Origin of the sequence: Tunturiibacter lichenicola (genome assembly GCF_051013355.1) — a bacterium.
GTDB classification, from domain to species: domain Bacteria; phylum Acidobacteriota; class Terriglobia; order Terriglobales; family Acidobacteriaceae; genus Edaphobacter; species Edaphobacter lichenicola_F.
Genome location: NZ_CP132944.1, coordinates 1,690,604 through 1,708,688, shown reverse-complemented (window position 1 = coordinate 1,708,688; position 18,085 = coordinate 1,690,604). Strand labels below are relative to the sequence as shown.

Here is an 18,085-nt window from a genome sequence, read left to right as displayed (position 1 = left end):
TCACCACACAAGCACCACACAAAACACCACAACGACCACGCACACCACCACGTTTTGACCACGAAGAACTACAGCTCAATCGACCTATCCTCAATCACTTACACTTGCAACTCGCCCGGCCGCCATCTCCGGATTTTTTTCCGCTGCAATTTCAGCTACAGGAAGCTCCACCGCCACGGACGCGCCATGCGGATGCAGATTGAACGCCCGAATCTCCCCTCCAATCTCATGAACAATCCCATAACAAATACTCAACCCCAACCCCGCACCATCCGCCGCTTCGATCGCATGAAACGGATCAAACATCCGCCCGGGCTCATGAAATCCCGGTCCCGTATCGCTCACAATCAAGTGAACGTGCCGCTCCTCACTCCCCAAAATGCCATCCGATGCACTGCCAGACGAGTTCACCAAAACCCGAATTACCGGCTCCTCCCCATCCTTCACACAGTCCGCCCCAGCGAGCGCCTGCGCAGCATTGTTCAATAGATGCTCCAGCAGCTGCCGCAGCCGATGCCTGTTTCCCCGCACCATCGACGCCTCGGCCTCAGCCTCAACAACCAGCCGAACCCCTCTCTTTTCGAGCGTCTCCGCACAGGCCGCCGCCAACTCCCGAACCAACTCCGTCATGTCAACCAGCGCGTCGTTCTGTAATACCGGCCGCGAGAAGTCCAACAACGACTCCACCGTCTGCCGCATCCGCAGCGCCTCGCGAACGATGACCTCCGCATCCTCCTTCACCCGCGCCTCCGCCGTCGAAACCGCAATCAGCTCCGCAAAACCCAGCACCGCAGTCAACGGATTACTCAGCGCATGCGCCATCCCTCCGGCCAGCAGACCAAGCCCCGCCAGCTTCTCCGCGCGCAGCAGCTTCTCGGCCACCGCTGCGTTCTCCATCGACCGAGCCACCTTGACGCCGAGAGACTCCAACGGTGCCAGCGCCTCTTCAAGCGCCGTTCGCCGCACGCCAAGCAGGCCATCCGCGCCTACCGCCAGCGCCCCCACCATGCGACCTCCCGTCGTCCACAGCGGAATCACAATCGCCCGCCGATACTCAACCTCCGCTGCTCCCTTACCAAGCATCACGGTAAAACTATTGTTCCCCAGGCGCGTCCCCAGGCTTCCATCATTCCGCCGAACACCAATTCCTTTCTCACGCTCCGTCGCCACAATCACGCGCTCCGCCCACGCGTTCAGCGACTGAACCGTCCGGTCCTCCATCCCGGCACTTGCCGCGACCGAAAACTTTCCGTGCCCGTCCCGCGACAGCATCGCAGTCCGCCGAAACGCGCTTCTCTCCGCCATCACCAGGCTCACTCGCGCGGCCAGATCCGACATCTTGCCCTCGGCCGGCAACCGCACATCCAGCCGCGCATAGGCCTGAAGCTCCTCGTTCATCCGCTGTTCACGGCGCCACTCCGCAGCCCTCGCCCGCGAGCGTATCCGCAGCATCCACACCGCGCCGGCCGCTCCTCCCACCCCTGCTATCTCGGCCCAGCGCAGCCCCGCCAGCCTGCCAATCTCCTTCACTCCCACCCACATCACCAAACCTCCCCAAATCGCGTCTATTCTTAGTAACGTGCAGGGCAACGCAGAAAAGCCAGCCCATGCGCCAACGGAGTTCACTCTCATGAAGCCTCTTCCGATCCGCGCCTCCGCCACCGCAAGCCTTCTTGCTCTTTCTCTTCTGCTATCGGCCCCTGTCACCCCACTCTTCGCCGCTGTACCGATTCCAGACGGCGTCGCCGCGCAAGACCCCGCCGGCTTCGGCCCACTCGACCCCGCACCCCCCACCGGCATGACCCCGCAGCAGATCATCGACAAGTTCGCCGCCCGCGAGTCCGTCTTCAACCAGGCCCGTCAGAACTACACCTTCCGCCAGACCGTCAAAGTCGACACCCTCGCCGAAGACACCAACCGCGTCGACGGTGAGTACCAGCAGGTCACCGACATCACCTTCAGCCAGGCCGGCAAACGCGAAGAGCACGTCGTCTTCGCCCCGCAGAACACCCTCCAGCGCGTCATGATGTCCCCCGCCGACTTCCAGGACATCGAGCACCGCCTCCCCTTCGTCCTCACTACCGAAGACCTGCCCCAGTACGACATCACCTATCTCGGCCGTCAGCACATCGACGAGCTCGACACCTACGTCTTCAGCGCCGCCCCCAAAGTCCTCGAAAAAAACAAGCGTTACTTCCAGGGCAAAGTCTGGGTCGACCAGCAGGACTTCCAGATCGTCCTCGTCAACGGCAAATCCGTTCCCGACGACAAGCGCAAAGGCCACGAGGATCTATCCCCGCCCTACACCACCTACTACGAGCAGATCGACGGTAAATACTGGTTCCCCACCTACACCAAGGCCGAAGGCAATCTGCACTTCGCCGGCGGCGACGGCTTTCTGTCGCAGGACGTCCACCTCGTCACCGTCGTCAAGTACTCCGACTACAAGCAGTTCCACGCTACCGCACGCATCATCTACAACGGCGAAGACATCACCGACAAGAAGGCTCCTGAAGACAACAAGCAGCAACCACCGCCAGCCAAACCACCACAAAACCCCTAGGGGCAGTCAGATCTAAAAAGCACGAAGCCTCTCGCAACTCCGAGGGGCTTCGTCGTTAATCCGCACGCTTCGTTATTTCGTCTCGCAATGCGCATCCGGATCGGCATGCTGCTGCGTCATCCAGCGATCCATCAACGTCCCCGCACACCGCGCACCGCACAGATGCTTCACCCCAGCCGAGTGCGCATGATGGCTCTGCCACCGCGTCAACTTAATCAGCGGCTGATCCTCCTCCGGCTTCTCTCCCTGGAAGCAGTCCACCCACGCCAACCACCAGTCCCCGCCTTCGCCCTTCTTATCTCCACACACGTCACACTGATAACTCTCGATATAAGACATCCAAATTTCTCCTGCCGCTGAAGCTATCACATCCCAACTCGCAGTGTCTTAAACCTGAAGGACACAGCGGCAAACCTCTCTACTTGCCCTCATCGGGCGCAGCCCCTGGCCCGACTCCGTCAACAAACGGCTCGCCCCAGATGTAGTGCCCAAACCAGTGCAGGTTCTCCTCCATCACTGCTCGCTGCTGCTTCGGCTTATCGATCGGGTGCCCAAAGCCGTGATACACCACCATCTTCACCGGCACCCCATGATCTTCGAGAGCCTGCCGCAACTCATACCCATTCGGCGGAGGCACCCGCCTATCCCGATCCCCATGCTGAATCAGCGTCGGTGTCTTCGCCGTCGAGATATACGCGATCGGCGACGTCTTCCGATAAATCTCCGGATCGTCCCACGGCGTCGAATGCAAATACTGCGGTGTAAACGGAGTAATGTCCGTATTCACGTAGTACGTCATCCAGTCCGAGATCCCCGCTCCCACCGACACAGCCTTAAACCGATCGCTCGAAGTCGTAATGAACGCCGAGATATAACCACCCTCACTCCATCCCATCGACCCAACACGGTCTTTATCGACAAAGCCTTGCGCAATCAGATAATCAACGCCCGAAATCACGTCTGCATAATCACCCACGCCCAGATTACGCACATTCAACGCTCGAAACTTCGCCCCATACCCCGCCGATCCACGATAGTTCGGCCGCAGCACCAGCGCACCCTTCGCGACAAACTGCTCCACAGGGTAATAGCGATCGGGATTGACCGAAGGTTGATCCACGCCCGTTGGCCCACCGTGAATCACCACCAGCAGCGGGTACTTCTTCTTCGCATCAAAGTCCGCCGGCTTATCCAGAATTCCCTCAATCACCGTGCCATCGCCCGACTTCCACTGCACCACCTCACGCCGCGCCAACGTATAAGGCTTCATCACGTCCGTCAGATGTGTCACGCGCACAGCAGCGCCGCTCCCCGCAGTCGGAGCAATATAGATCTCCACACCCGTGTTCGGCGTCGCCGCGCGATAGGCCACCTCGCTGAAGTCCTTCGAAAACGATGGAGAGAATCCCATCAGATCATCCGGATGCGTCACCTGCTCAATCGCGCCCGTAGCTACATTCAAACGATAAAGATGAGACGTGGTCCTCTTCACCGCGCCAAAATAAATTCCCTTATCCGACCAGGCAACCAGATGCGCATCCTCATCGAAGGCCCCAGTCACCACGCGTGGCGTGCCTCCCGTCACCGGCACTATCGCGATCTTCTGATTCGCATAGAAAAAATATTGCGCTCCATCCGCAGTTACAAATGCAACCTCGCTCCCATCGGGAGAAAACTGCGGATCATCATTCGGCCCCGGCGTCGTCACCAGCTTCGTCACCTTCTTGTCCGCGACTGAGACGACATAGATCGTTGCCGTCCCTCCATGCTTCAACTCGCCATCCTTCGCAGCGGCAAACGCAATCTTCGCTCCGTTCTTCGACCACGAAAAGCCCTGCACGCTGAACCCGTCTCCCTCCGTCAGCCGATGCGCCTCGGGCACACCAACCGGCGGCGTAGTAGCACCGTTCGAAGCTGCAGATGGAGCTGGCTTCACAGCGGGAGCCGCAACCGGAGCCGACGTCACATCCACAGTCCAAAGATGAGTCATCCGCTCATCCCCGTTCACGACACTGTAATCGCCATATCGTTCCGTTCGGTCCTTCTGCGCCTTCGACAAGGGGTCCATCGTCGTGAACGCAATCGTCTTCGAGTCCGGCGCCCACTCAAATCCATCTATCCCATCATCGAGCTTGGTCACCTGCCGTGCCTCGCCGCCCCCGGGGTTGATCACGTAAAGTTGCTTGCTGTCCGCCTTAGTCTCGGCAACCTGCCCCGGACGATCCGAAAGAAACGCAACCCAATGTCCATCAGGCGACCACTTCGCGCTGGAACTCGACTTCACCTGCGACGTCAGCAGATGCGCACTCCCTGAACGATCCGCAATCCAGAGATCCCGCTCGAACGCATCGTCCTTCCAGTTAGTCCGAGACACCTCGTACACCACGCGCTGCCCATCCGGAGAGAGCGCTGGCCCCGAAGGCACCTGCGCCTCCAGCGCCTGATCGATACTGGGCACGGTGCTAGGCACACTCGCAGGAGTCGAAGTCGTCTGGGCAAAACCCACCCGCCCCGCCGGTAACCCCGCCAATCCACAAACACAAGACACACCCGCAACGAACGAACCAGCTCTCAACCACCGCAAAGAAGAAGACATACGCGACAGTGTCGCATACGTCACTATTCACAGACAGCTTCGCCTTACGCTTTCTGCCTGCCTAAACCCAACCGCACTCAGCCATGTACCACCATGATCATCGCTGAGCCGCACTCAAGCCGCGTGCCACCCTTGTCCCTAGTGCGTTGCGAGTTGTTGAGCTGCCAGCCACAAGCCATAGTCACCATGAGTGTGTCGCGCTGCCAGCCGGCTGGTTGTGATGAGTGTGCCGCGCTGCCATCTGCCTGGTCGTCATAAGTGTGCAACGCTGCCTCCCTGCCACGGGTGTCATTCTGAGCGAAGCGAAGAACCCCGTATTTGTCTTTGCGTCTGCTTACCGCTGCCCGACGGTCACAATAACCACGAAGAAATGGCAGGGAGAAATGAGAGTTTATTCCCACACAAAACGTTGTCAAGCCCCCAAATGCAACAACCCCAAAGCAATCAACAACATCGCCGTGGCGTATTAGTTGCGCTCAAACCGATATACTTTAACCAGAGCAAGAGAAAAAGCCCCGGAAGAAACCGGGGCTTATGGCATTAACACAGATTTTCACCTGCAACCCGTTTATTTCCAATATTTTATCCGTAAAACTTTTGCTTTCAATATTTTGCAGCCACCCATGACCGGCAAATTGTTGAAAGCAAGTATTTTACGTCCAAGATACCCCGAGGGGGAGGGGGTACCCCTCACGAAATTCATAAGCACCGGCCCTGAAGAGACTAAGCCGCTGGCTCCGCCTCAAAGTAGAGATACTTCCGCCACGCCGCGTCCGCGCTGCCGATCATTCGCATGATGTGGCGCGAGGTATGCAGAGAAAATGGTCGTGGCTCACGCTGCAGCTTCATATCCGTCAGCTCATGCAGCATCTGGTTGCCCTTCCGCCGATTGCAGTTGTGACAGCACGCGACGAGGTTCTCCCACGTCGACAGCCCGCCACGCGACCGCGGTATGACATGATCCAGCGTCAGCTCCCCCGCGGTCAGGATGACGCTGCAGTACTGGCACGAATTCCGGTCCCGCAACAGGATGTTCTTGCGGCTCAGCGCGCGAGTCTGGTGGGGAATTCTCCGATACTCCAACAGGCGGATCACGCTCGGCATCGCCACGCGCATCCTCGCCGCGTGCAGCACCGCACCCTGCTCCTCTTCGGTGCGCGCCACGCCCTTCAACACCAGCACCAGAGCGCGCCTCGCGCCACAGATGTTGATCGGTTCATACGACGCATTAAGCACCAGCACAGGAGTCTGCATCGCCGGCTGCCGAAACACGCCAACCCGCACCTCCCGCTCCGTAGTCACGCGCCCTGAACTGTGGCCCGAGTGCCCGCCCCCATGCCCCGCGTGTCGCTTTCCACTTAGCCCTTGCTTCCGCATCTTCCCCGATTGCATCTCAAAGCCCTCCGGTTCCAGCTACTGTTAGCACTCCGCGCCAAGCATCTCAACCCACTCCAAATTCGCCAACTCCGCTAACCAGCATCCCAGGCAGCAGTCTCTGAACCAGCGTCCCAGGCAGCAACCATCTCCGGCTGAGCTCGCGAAGCCGTCGCTACCCAAACCTTGCTCGCCCCCGCCGCCCGCAACACCCGCGCACAAGCCCGCGCCGTCGCTCCAGTCGTATAAATATCGTCGACCAACAAAACTTCGCGCCCGGCCAGCGCCGCACGATCTCCCACCGCGAAGGCTCCTTGGAGATTTCGTCTCCGTCCCTTCGGCGTCAGTCCAAACTGACTCTTCGTGTCCTTGACCCGGCGAATCACACCATGCGCGGCAATCAGCTTCCACTCCCGGCGACTCTTCTTCAGTTCTACAAGCGCCGCATCCGACATCAGCACCGCCTGGTTGTACCCGCGCTCGCGCTCCTTAGCCGGAAACAGCGGCACCGCAACAACCAACAACTCCCGGCCAGCCTCAGCCTCCAGCATCTCGATCGCCCGCGCAAGCAGCTTGCCCAGCGGCTTGGCAACCGTCCGCATCCGCTCATACTTCAGCAGGTGGACCATCTCGCGTAGCTCATCCCGATAGACCGCATAAGCCACCGCACGCTCGAACTCCGGCGGAACCATCCGACACGGCGAACATACCAGCCCCTCCACTGGAAACTGCCCGGCAAACCGGACACCTTCCATGTCCAGCGCCTCGCCGCAGCGCACGCACAACGTCATCGACTGGGGAACGACTCCAGCAGCACAAGCATCACAGACAGGAGAGAAACCGGCTCTCAGCAGTGGTCCACCACAAACCCTGCAGTCGCTCGGATAGATCGTTGTAACCAGATCATCTACAACAGCCCGAACCACCCGTCCAGGCCCTTGCCACCAGCGAGACATCACGCGCCCTTCCACCACCCCACCAGGCGGAGCACCGGGTGGCCCCCCGGCAGCAACTCCGAGCGCATTGTCATTCAAGCATTCGCTGAAGACTCACCTCACTCGCTGACGCTCCAGGTCCATCGGACCGCGTCATGTCTCGAAGTATAGCGCCTTACGCCGTTAAAGCGTCAACAATTCTGCACCACAAAAGATGCGCGTGTGCTACATCTAGGCAATGCTGAAAGCGGTCACATGGTGCGCCAAATGTCTCTTTATCTACTTTCTGGTTGCGATCGCGGCGATCCGCTTCTCATGGATCTTCGCGACACCCATTTGGCAGCTGGCCACCAAGATGCACTGGACACATCTCAACCGCCTCGCCTATCTTCTCAGCTACTTTCTTCCTATCTTTGCCGCAACCGGATTTCTCCTCGGTCTCATCCCCTTCGGCAAATTCGGCAAGGCTCTCAGCGACCTCTTCCGCTCGCTACTTCCATCCGCGGCGAAGCAACTCCCACCTGAGCCCGATGCGGTACCGCCCATTCTATGGGCATGGGTGCCGGTCACACTTGCCTTCCTCATTCGTTTCACCACCTGGCAATCACGCAACTCGAGTGTTTTTGACACGCAGCGATCTGTGGGTCGCGTCGAGCGTTTCTTCGGCCCTCTCTATGGACAGGCTTCCGGTCTCCTCGACGACAAATGGATCACCGATCGCTTCATCTTCACCGGACCGATGCTCTTTCTCATAGCGTGCGCGCTGGCCGTTCTGCTTCGCCATCGTGTTACCGTCACGAACAAGTCGCAAGTAGATCCGGGGACGAGCGAGTCCATTTGACACTCTGCAATCGAAGCAGACCAGAGATTCAACGTCGGACCCACTACCTCGATAAAGACGTCACCCTCAACTCCAGCCAAACGGAGGACCCTTCAGAACCAGCGATCAAAATCCACGCTTCAAACGTCGATCCGCGGTTACTGCACCATGCCCGGCAACAGCCGATCGGCGGCATTGTGAGATATATCGTCGTTCATGGAGAACGCATTCTTCAAGTTGTCCTCATACGGAAAGACGTGGATCATCCAGTTAAACATGCGTGGGAAGAACTTTCCACCTGCGGCCTCACAAGCCTCTTTAGTGCGAATTGAGCCAAACATCCCGAACTTCGGGCTCTTGCCAAAATACTCTTGGACTTTATCCGCTGGAGCTGCGCAGAAGTTAGTGTGTTCATGCCATCTCACGATGCTAAGCGGGATTCGCTCATTCAGTTCGTCTTCCGTAGCATCCGGTCTGTCCGTGAACATCACCCCTTCCAACTTATAGCGCTGGTTCGGAGTCTTGCGATAGAGCAGCGAAGACGGTTTGGTCGGGTCGAAATGCTGGTCTGCTTCCTTGATGTTGGCCGCATTATTGAAGTGGGACTGAGGCTGATCGACCTTCGGATTCGCGATCACATACCCATCGGCCAAAGCCTTGCGATAGTCCTTGTAGCGCTCGATGGACGTCTTTACCTGCTCAACCACCGCCTTGGCTTTCTCTTCATCCCCAGGCTGTTTGGGCCGCAGCGGCGTGACGTACATATGACCAGCCATCGCCGCCATACTCGGGCCCATATTTCCCATGCTGCTCATGTCGCTCATGTTCATCCCAGCCATGGATTGATCCTGCTGCGCACACGCGGGAATAGCCGCCAACATCAACGCTCCGGAGGCAAGCGCGTGCGATAAAGATTGGCAGAAAGCCCCATGACGCCATCTGCGCACGGACTCTTGGCCAGCGAACAACATAGGTGAAATATAGGACGACGCTGCAATTAATCAATGACCACTTATCCAACAGGCGACAGAGCCACTCTCACACTCGAATCTGCTAATCGTTACCTCCACTGATACCATCGTCGGGGTAAAACCAACAGGAGCTCCATGCCTTATAAACCCAATCGTCGCAACTTCATCATTGGAAGCGGATTAACCGCTCTCGCCTCAACAAAGGCGTTTGGTGCAAACGACACCCTACGAATAGGCGCGATAGGAGCTGGCGGACGAATGAGAAGTCTGCTCGATGCAGCCGATACAGTTGGCTCCTACGAGATCGCCGCCGTCAGCGACGTGTATGCGCCGCACTGTGATGCCGTGAAGTCACGATCCAACGGCCTCGCCAGCACTCACGTTGACTACCATGAGGTGCTCGATAAAAAAGATATCGATGCCGTCATCATCGCAACTCCCGATCACTGGCACGTTCGCATCGCAACCGACGCGATAGCCGCGGGCAAAGACGTCTACCTTGAGAAACCAGTCACCCACACCCTCGAGGAGGGCGCACCACTCATCCGCGCAGTGCGTTCCAGCAAACAGATTCTTCAGTGCGGCATGCAACAACGCAGCTGGAGCCACTTTCGTAACGCGGTTGATCTCATCCAGGGAGGCAGTCTCGGACGCGTCACCCAGGTCAGAACCTACTGGTGGCAGAACTACAACACGAACTGGATTCCTAAACCCATAGACGTAAGCCTGCTCGACTGGAAGGTATGGCTTGGGTCAGCACCGGACCAGCCCTTCAGTCCCGAGAAATACAACCGTTGGCGTTGGTTCTGGAACTTCGGCGGCGGAGCCATGACCGATCTCTTCACCCATTGGATCGACGTAGTTCACTGGGCCATGAAACACGACCAGCCGATCAAAGCACAGATGCTCGGAGACAAATACATCTTCGACCAGTGGGACTGTCCTGACACTATCCAGGCTGCATTCCGTTATCCCGGTTTCGATGTAGTGTACGAAGGAGCCATGAGTTCATCGATCGATGACGGAGGTCTGGAGTTTCGCGGTACGGAGGGAACACTGAAACTGACCCGCAGTGGGATGAACGTCTACCGTGAACAAGTAAAAAGTGATCAAAATCCAGTTCTCTCAGAACACAGCTTCCGCGATGGAACCATCTCTCACATGGAGAACTTCATCGAATGCATCAAGAGCCGCAGGGAACCAAATGCGCCAGTCGAAACTGGAGTCGCCTCCGCGCGCGCCGGACACATTGGCAATCTTGCATATCGCCGCGACGGTCAAGTTGTATGGCCGCTACGAGCATAGCCTACTCTTCTTTCGCTTGGCGTGCGCCCCCACCCGCGTTGGTCAGCAGGCTCCTTAAGATTCCGTCGATATCGAGAGGCACCCAATCCCGGTATCGACGTCGAGTTAGCGGTTTCAGTGGAGATAATTTGGCGGATAGCCGCGAAGCCGATAGAATAGAACGATAGGCCGATGTAGCTCAGTTGGTAGAGCAACTGATTCGTAATCAGTAGGTCAGCGGTTCAACTCCGCTCATCGGCTCCACATAATTCATTTAAAATCAATAGTTTACAGGCGGCGAGCAAATCGCCGCTTACGTGCCTGTGCGGCCATGTCGCCTGCGTGTCGCCAAACCGAGCGATATGTTCTTCTGACCCTGATGGTTTGCCCTGCCTTCGCTTGGCTCTTCTGATGGCTAATCCGCACGCGGACATCCGGGACAACTTTTTTCCGTCTCCGAGAAGCCGCGCCACGCCTGTGCGCGAGGTCTCTCTGATTGTCCGCAAAACCCCCTCTGTCATAGAACCATTCTTCGCGCAGTGAGAAATTGTGACTGGAGGGAGAGGGGTTCCTGATCCCCTTCTTCGACGCCGACGGTGAAGTGTTAGAGACGTACCGCTATCGCTACTTCGATACGGTGGTGCCGAAAGGATTCACCGCAGGCTCGACCCTACACAAGTACGACCAGCCGCCAAACACAGACCCGAAGATCTACCTTTCACAAGGTCTCGACTGGCCCGCGCTAGTTTCGAGATGAGATGCAAACCCAACTCGGAAAGTCGGTTCGTTCAACATGCACTGGGCAGAAACTGGCTCACGGAAATTTAATCGTCAATTTCGCACGATCGAGCAACTCAGAAGTCTAGGTGTAGCGCCCATCGAATCCTGCTAAGCTGACTTTCGCTTGGCGGTCGCTTTTGACGATGGTTTAACTAGGCCGATTCCATTCTTTGGCTCAGGCGTTGCGCTTGCAACAGGCTTTTTATTGGCGCGGCTTACGGTGGTAGTTTCGGCACTGCCGATGCTCTTTCGTAGTGCGTCCATCAGGTTGACCACGTTCCCGCGTGTTGGCTGTACTCCGTCATCTTTTGGCACTGGCAGGTGGTTTACCTTGGCGGCGACGAGTTCCTTCACCGCAAGTTCGTAGCCGTCCTCGAACTTGCTCAGATCAAGCTTCGCTGACCTTTTAGCAATCAGACTCTCAGCTAGTTCTAACGATTCGTCGTTAATTTCTACTTGCTTAATGTCGCGGAAGTAGTCGCTCTGGTTTTTAAGTTCGTTTGAGTAACGCAGGGTGTAACCCATCATTCCGCCACGGTCTCCATCGCCGGCGGCGGAGATTGCGAAGACGTGTTCTCGCCCGGAGAACGCGATTGTGCCGATGGCAGCTTTTCCGGTTTTTTGCAGCGCTCTCCGAACGACCGCAAACGCCTCTGTGCTGTCAGTTTCAGGTACAAGGAAGTAAGGCTTTTCTACATACTCTGGGTTGAGCTCGCTCAGACTTACAAACTGAGTAACATCGACTGTGTGTTTTGAGGGAACTCGCAGGTTTTCCAGTTCGCTGTTTTCAACGATGACGTACTCACCTTTTCTGAATTCGTAGCCTTTGACGATCTCGTCTTTTTGTACAGCAGGGGCGGCGCTAGCTCCGTCGCTGGAGTTCTCGATAGCGCTCTGTAACACCTTCTGGTGCCGGACGCGTTCCCCGGTAGTCCGGCTGATCTGGTTGAAGCTGATCTGGCTCTTAGCTTCGGTTGCGACGTACAACTGCACTCCGAACGAAACAAGCGAAATCTGGATGCGACCAGACCAATAAGGACGAGCCATAGAACACCTCGAGTACCGTTTAATCTCCAGATAACAATAATTGACATGTAAAGGTTCAGATCAACTTTGTTTTCAAAATGTACCGATATCTCAAACTGTTCTTCACCTATTCTTCGCCTGCGAGTAGCAAGTACGACTAAGATTTGATGGATTAATACAAAGCGGGCGTCTTGGCTTCATTCTTCTACATGCAGGCCAACAAGGCTGCTTGCTCGGTGATTGTTATGAATACCGACTGGAACACGAACACTGATTTCAGTGCCTTCCATCAGCTTTGACGTAATCGAGATCGTGCCTTTTACTAAGTTTGCACGTTCCCGCATGCTGATGAGGCCAAGCCCTCGACCATGGATGGCTGCTTTGGGATCGAAGCCGGCACCGGGGTCTCGCACTATGAGATGGATCTCATCCGATGTTGCTTCCAACTGGACGGAGAATCGAGTCACGCCACTATACTTCACCGCGTTATATAAAGCTTCCTGCAGAATTCGGAAGATGCAAAGAGAAACATCCTTGGTCACTGCAGGGAGTTTGTCGCAACTGAAATCGACGACCACTTTTTGTTGATCTGAGAACTCTCTGCAAAAGCTTGCTGCTGCAGTCTCAATGCCTAACAGTTCGAGTTGCGAAGAGTGCAGACGGTGGGATATCGCATGAATGTCTTTGTTAATCTCTTGCGTGCGTTTTACGATTTTCTGGAGCAGAGTCATACTTTCGGGAACTAAATTGGTGAAATGAATTTTGACTGCTTCGAGCTCGATGGTTAGCAATGCAATCCGTTGATTAATGTCATCATGAAGCTCTCTTGCGATGCGGGTACGCTCCTGCTCCTGCGCTTCGATCAACCTGCGGCTCAAGCTGGCTAAAGTCTGTTCGGCGATCTTGCGCTCGCTGATATCGATGCAGGATCCGATATATCCGGCGAAGGTCCGATCGGGATTGAATCTCGGCACTCCAATGTCGGTATGCCATCGATACTCTCCGTCGTGACGCCGAAGCCTGTGCTCAATTCTGAAACGCTCTCGGCGGTCGAACGCTTCTGTATAGGCGTTGAGACATCGCTGCAGGTCTTCTGGATGAACACTCTCAGTCCATCCCTCTCCAACCTGCGATTCTAAGGAGCGGCCAGTAAACTCGAGCCAGGAATCGTTGAAGTAGGTGTACAGTTTGTTGGCGCCGGCCATCCAGATCAGTACTGGTGCCGTATTGGCGACCAGGCGAAAGCGCTCTTCGCTCTCGCGTATCGCTTCCTGTGCCTGCTTATGGTCTGTGACATCTGCCGCCATCCCAAATATGCGCTGAGGGCCGCCAGTCACGGTGTGGTAAGAGCTCCCCCTTGCCGCAACCCAGCGCACCGTTCCATCAGATCTGACAATGCGAAACTCGACAGCGTCAAAATGCCGGGTCAGTTCTGCATCTGCAATTGCCATCTCGACTCTGGAACGGTCTTTAGCGTGGACCTTACCCAGAAAGTCTTTCATGTTTCCGAGATCGGTATCGTATGTCTCTCCGAATATAGCGCGCAGATCGCCGAACCAAATGCACTCTCCACTTGCGATGTCCCATTCCCACCCAACGGTCCTGCCGGATTCCATAGCTAAACGAAAACGGTCGTGGGCGACGCCTACATCTGAAGCAAAATCTCGATTCGCAAGATAATCTTGAATAAAAGCTGCGACGGCAAGGATCAGGACGGTAATAGCTACTAGAAACAGGCGCATTTCGTGTGTTCTGGGTGTTTCGTCGGTGCGAAAGATCTCCCACAGTCCGACGACCGGAACCCCGACCACTGCGAACATAGCGAAGGCAGAGGTGTATCTCGTGTTCATCGAATCCAACTGACGTGTGTGCGCCAGTTGCGGTGCTAGTCTCCGGCCACGTAAACCTATCCAGATGAACCAGCAGATGGAGATGGTGAAAGGTGTTCCGATCAGACCACCGTAGAGATTCCCAGATGCCCACGCGAGGTTTGCTGCCAAGGAACCTATTGCATACAGGGCGGAGGCTCCGAGTAGGTGACAATACATTGACTTCCAAAGACCCCGGGATCGATAGATCAGCAAACCCAGAACCGCGAGAAACAGGAGGTTTTCTGTGAAGTAAAAGGCTTCGTAGTGTCGGATTGTTGCTCCGGCCCACGCCCCGTATTCGTACGGAAACAGCACGTATCCATACGCAGTGACCCCGACAAACAACAGGATGAGGAAGTTCAGCGTAGTTCGATATGGCCTTCTTTCAGGCAGTTTTAAGTGAGGGCGAGATAGTACCGCGGCGACCATCAGCACGATGTGGAGAAATGATGGAAACGTCTCCATAAGGAAGACTGGAGTCCTCCTGTGAAGCACGAAGTAATAGAACCATGCCCACGGAACGAGAGCCCATAGGCCAAATGCTGCCGCAAGGAATGACCAAAACAGCCGGACCGTCTGTGTGTTTTGAGTCGCATTTACGGTGGCGATGCCACAGGCCAGCATGAGCAGTATGAGATAGCTGATTTCACAGTACGCGTCCAGAAGGGGACTTTGCCCAAGGGCTATCGAAAGCGCCACCTGAACTATCAGAAGACATGCCGTTATAGTTGGCCACGAATACCGTCGAAATTCGTCTCTAGGAAGATCGGATGTTCGCAGCATGATCTCTCCTGAAGCGACGATTGCACGCCATGGACGGGACGGATCTGCAACTCTGAGAGCAGGTGACTTCAGTTGGACAAGGCGCTGAATCCGGGAATGGTACGGGTTCCCGTAGCACGCAAGGAATGCAATTCGCAAATTAGAGCTTTGAAACCTAGAAAGCTGCTGAACCTGCTAAGTGTTTGCACTGTGAAAAATTACTATACCTTTTGGCCGCAGGAAGCTGTTAGGAATTTTGCTGCAGCGCTCGCGGAATCAGCACTAGCGTTGAATTCACGCTATTTGCCAATGCGCGTGTGCGAACCCGTGCTGCCCTCTGTCATGCCAAGAGCCCATTTGACTGCCTCGAAGTACATCGTACGAATATCAGGATCGTCCCATGACTCTTCCGTGTGGCCTAGAGTTGAGTAAAAGACGCGCCCTTTGCCGTACATCTTGGTCCACGCCACCGGAAAATCATGATCTTCGCGATGGATACGTGGATTATTCGAATAGTCGAGTTTTGTCGGATCGAGACTTAACAGGACATTAACGTTGCTGCGCGACCAGTTTTTGGGCTGATAGATTTCATCATATTTCACGAATGCTTTCGGGAGGTGCCGGACTGCGGGGAAGTCTGGATCTTCATTGATGATCGGCGCGTTGAATGTCATCCAGGGATGCTGATCAAACCATCCCCCAATCATCTCTCCGTACTCTGGCCACGTGTAGTTTGTATCGAGTGCCGCATGAATTCCGACGAATCCCTTTCCGTCTTCCTTGATGAACGAAAGCATGTCTTGCTTCTGACTGGCATCCATCTCTAGTTCGCCAGTAGTGCTGGCAAAGATAAGAACGTCAAAGTAATCGAGGTTCTTCGCGTTATTTTTCAAATCTTTCTTCGTGAGCAATTCGGTATCTGTACGCATTGTGGTATCCCACAGGCCGCTCTCTTTGCCAAGATTGTAGATGGCTGCCATCGCAGGGGAGATCGAATCGTGCTCAAATCCCTTTGTCTGGCCGATGATTAAGACATGCTTCAGATGAATCTGTTTGGCGTGAGGCGCAGGCACAGCGGTATTCGCGATGGCTTGTCCAAGTGTGCCCTTTTCCTGAGCGACAATGGCTAAGCTAAGAATCGCTACCGCGTGAATGAAGGACTTTTGGAAAGAACGCAAATGAATCTCCTTTGTCGGAACATGCGACCGTTATGTATTTACGCAAGCGGCTTGAGTTCGTTGCGGCTTCGTCCGTGTCTGTGTCATGTGTTCGCTTGATTTAGACAGTTTGGGCTCGGGAGGAGTCTATCGTTAATGTCCAATTGCAGAAAGACGTGATACGCCTTTGCGAATATCGATAGCGCGCGACCGGGGTCTCCCAATCGGGATCGAAGTAATTTGATGGGTCAGCGGATCGCCATGAAGTTGTAAGTGGCAGCCGGCGGTGTATATGGGGCGGTGGTCGAATTGCAGTAGTGCACAATGAGCTGCCCAGCTTTGTCCGGGTTGGGATAGCCGGTGACCGAGACTTCACCAAATGGTACTGACGAAGTGAACTGAGTGATGGAGTCGCTTGAGGTCATGCCTGGAGCCGTAAACACTTGGTCTCTACAAGTACTGGCTGGGACCGCCGCAGGAGTGACGGCAACGCTGTACTTCACGAACGAACTGATGACTGTTGTGGGACCTAGCTTGATGCTTGTCTGTGTGGTGTTGCCAGCAGCATCAACACACCAGACAGGTGTAAGAGCTGCCTCAGTCTGGAACTGATTCCGAACGAAATGGCAGCGTCTGCTGCCGCCTTCGAACGCGTCGTAAACGGCGCCCTTGCCACTGGTGGTGGAGGTGAGATAGCCCATGCGGGCGGCTTGTTCGCGACTGTTCGTCGGAACTTCTACCGGAGTGACCCTGAAAGATTCCCCGCTACCGTCATAGTTGGATAGGAGAGGAATACCAGCACTTTTAAAGATCGTTCCAACCTGTGTCCCGATGTAGAAGGGAACTGGGCCATCGGCGGGCTGAGTTGCGTCGGTTACCACAAGGCCGGTGTTTGGGAGACCGAAGACGTTGTAGTCGCCATCGAAGAAGAAGACTCCACCTTTTAGAACATGGGCGAAGGTATAGTTATTGCCGGCGTTCTCACCGGTTACATGGAAGTTTTGCCCGGCAAAGAAGCCGCCAATGGTGAAGACCTCCGTACCCGTCGTGACACCTTTACAACCATAGTTGAACTGGTACTCAAACTTGATGATGTTATAGACGTTGGCGCCTGAGTCAACCTGTACTCCATGGTCACCACATCCTATGTTGCTGGTGATCTGTTCGGCCTGACCGTAGCCGAATGAGTCTGTACCTCCGTCTGGCTTCTCAAAGTGAAGGTTGGTATGAAAGCCGCCGATGACAATGTCGTCGATCTTCCACCGCTCAGACCATCCCAATTTATTCGCCAGAACGATAGCCTGGGATGTTCCCGAGGACGCATCGTTCGTCTGGCCGCCTGGGCCGATCATCTCAATATCCCGGATGCGAAACCCAGTGGCATCTCCAGCCGTGATGCATACGGCAGCTGTGTTGGTGCAATTGATAGAGAATCCGCTGATCACAATACCGGGGTTGAGGTTAAATGGTGCCACATGAGCGTCTATGAAAGGCAGAGCGTTTGTGTCGATGATGTTGGTGATTCTCTGACCATCGCCAACGAGTCTCTGCGTGCTTTTACTGAGAATAATAGTTGGGTGCAAGGCGTCTGTTCCCACTGGGGTGGTAAAACCGGGGCCGTAGTTGCCACCAGGGATGTGTACTTCGCAAGTATGGGAACAATTTGCGAAGAGAGTATTGACCTGGTCGACAAGGTCAGTCGTGCTGGTCGGATCGACGTACCTGATATTGGGCGAAGCGTTAACCAGCGGGGCAGTTCTCGTAGTTCGGACGACCTTTTGCTTCGAAGGCGGCGACGCAGTTACCGACTGCCCATACGCTGTTGCCGCCATGTAGAGATACAGAAGTGCGCTGAGGATATTTTTCATGGTGGCTCCTGCAGAGTTGACGGCCCGAAGTTAGCTAGCTTCCGACGCAGTCTCAAGCTTAATCAGTACCAGGCTTGG

Annotated in this window: 14 protein-coding genes and 1 tRNA gene; 4 read left to right on the top strand and 11 right to left on the bottom strand. The window is 55.6% G+C overall.

Going from position 1 to position 18,085, the window contains the following annotated elements:
- Positions 1-90: 90 nt before the first annotated feature.
- A complete protein-coding gene (locus RBB82_RS07325) occupies positions 91-1,632 on the bottom strand; it encodes a sensor histidine kinase (protein WP_433974462.1) in 1,542 nt (513 codons plus the stop codon).
- Here RBB82_RS07325 and RBB82_RS07320 point away from each other — a divergent pair.
- Positions 1,631-2,563 carry a hypothetical protein gene (locus tag RBB82_RS07320; RefSeq protein ID WP_433974461.1) on the top strand — a complete coding sequence of 311 codons (933 nt, stop codon included), beginning with the start codon at positions 1,631-1,633 and terminating at the stop codon, positions 2,561-2,563. The genes RBB82_RS07325 and RBB82_RS07320 overlap by 2 nt on opposite strands.
- 72 nt (positions 2,564-2,635) lie before the next feature.
- On the opposite strand, the gene RBB82_RS07315 is transcribed toward RBB82_RS07320, so the two are convergent.
- The 5 genes from RBB82_RS07315 to RBB82_RS07295 all read right to left on the bottom strand — a co-directional run bounded on the left by RBB82_RS07315 (position 2,636) and on the right by RBB82_RS07295 (position 7,567).
- Positions 2,636-2,902 (bottom strand): hypothetical protein, encoded by a 267-nt coding sequence (locus RBB82_RS07315; protein ID WP_433974460.1) that lies wholly within the window; start codon positions 2,900-2,902, stop codon positions 2,636-2,638.
- Positions 2,903-2,981: 79 nt separating this feature from the next.
- Positions 2,982-5,021, bottom strand: a complete 2,040-nt coding sequence (locus RBB82_RS07310; protein WP_433974459.1) for a prolyl oligopeptidase family serine peptidase — start codon at positions 5,019-5,021, stop codon at positions 2,982-2,984.
- A 215-nt stretch (positions 5,022-5,236) separates the two neighbouring features.
- Positions 5,237-5,425, bottom strand: coding sequence for a hypothetical protein (locus RBB82_RS07305; protein WP_433974458.1), 189 nt, complete (start codon positions 5,423-5,425; stop codon positions 5,237-5,239).
- Between the two features lie 457 nt (positions 5,426-5,882).
- Entirely contained in the window at positions 5,883-6,551 is a 669-nt protein-coding gene (locus RBB82_RS07300) for an HNH endonuclease (protein ID WP_433974457.1), read from the bottom strand.
- A gap of 77 nt (positions 6,552-6,628) precedes the next feature.
- Positions 6,629-7,567, bottom strand: coding sequence for a ComF family protein (locus RBB82_RS07295; RefSeq protein WP_433974456.1), 939 nt, complete (start codon positions 7,565-7,567; stop codon positions 6,629-6,631).
- A gap of 139 nt (positions 7,568-7,706) precedes the next feature.
- Here RBB82_RS07295 and RBB82_RS07290 point away from each other — a divergent pair, with 139 nt between their 5' ends.
- Positions 7,707-8,309, top strand: coding sequence for a hypothetical protein (locus RBB82_RS07290; RefSeq protein ID WP_433974455.1), 603 nt, complete (start codon positions 7,707-7,709; stop codon positions 8,307-8,309).
- 137 nt (positions 8,310-8,446) lie between these two features.
- Here the strand turns inward: RBB82_RS07290 and RBB82_RS07285 are convergent, their stop codons facing one another.
- The gene (locus RBB82_RS07285; protein ID WP_433974454.1) at positions 8,447-9,169 is read right to left on the bottom strand and encodes a hypothetical protein; all 723 of its coding nucleotides are present in this window, start codon (positions 9,167-9,169) and stop codon (positions 8,447-8,449) included.
- A gap of 225 nt (positions 9,170-9,394) precedes the next feature.
- Here RBB82_RS07285 and RBB82_RS07280 point away from each other — a divergent pair, with 225 nt between their 5' ends.
- Together RBB82_RS07280 and RBB82_RS07275 are read left to right on the top strand one after the other, a co-directional pair.
- Positions 9,395-10,564, top strand: coding sequence for a Gfo/Idh/MocA family protein (locus RBB82_RS07280; RefSeq protein ID WP_433974453.1), 1,170 nt, complete (start codon positions 9,395-9,397; stop codon positions 10,562-10,564).
- Positions 10,565-10,731: 167 nt separating this feature from the next.
- A tRNA-Thr gene (locus tag RBB82_RS07275) sits at positions 10,732-10,807 on the top strand.
- A 624-nt stretch (positions 10,808-11,431) separates the two neighbouring features.
- On the opposite strand, the gene RBB82_RS07270 is transcribed toward RBB82_RS07275, so the two are convergent.
- From RBB82_RS07270 to RBB82_RS07255, 4 genes are all read right to left on the bottom strand, one after another.
- A complete protein-coding gene (locus RBB82_RS07270) occupies positions 11,432-12,370 on the bottom strand; it encodes a Ku protein (RefSeq protein WP_433974452.1) in 939 nt (312 codons plus the stop codon).
- Between the two features lie 176 nt (positions 12,371-12,546).
- Complete coding sequence (locus RBB82_RS07265) at positions 12,547-14,685, bottom strand: PAS domain-containing sensor histidine kinase (protein ID WP_433974451.1); 2,139 nt, start codon at positions 14,683-14,685, stop codon at positions 12,547-12,549.
- A 596-nt stretch (positions 14,686-15,281) separates the two neighbouring features.
- Positions 15,282-16,160, bottom strand: coding sequence for a ThuA domain-containing protein (locus tag RBB82_RS07260; RefSeq protein ID WP_433974450.1), 879 nt, complete (start codon positions 16,158-16,160; stop codon positions 15,282-15,284).
- A gap of 227 nt (positions 16,161-16,387) precedes the next feature.
- Positions 16,388-18,007, bottom strand: coding sequence for a hypothetical protein (locus RBB82_RS07255; RefSeq protein ID WP_433974449.1), 1,620 nt, complete (start codon positions 18,005-18,007; stop codon positions 16,388-16,390).
- Positions 18,008-18,085: the final 78 nt, after the last annotated feature.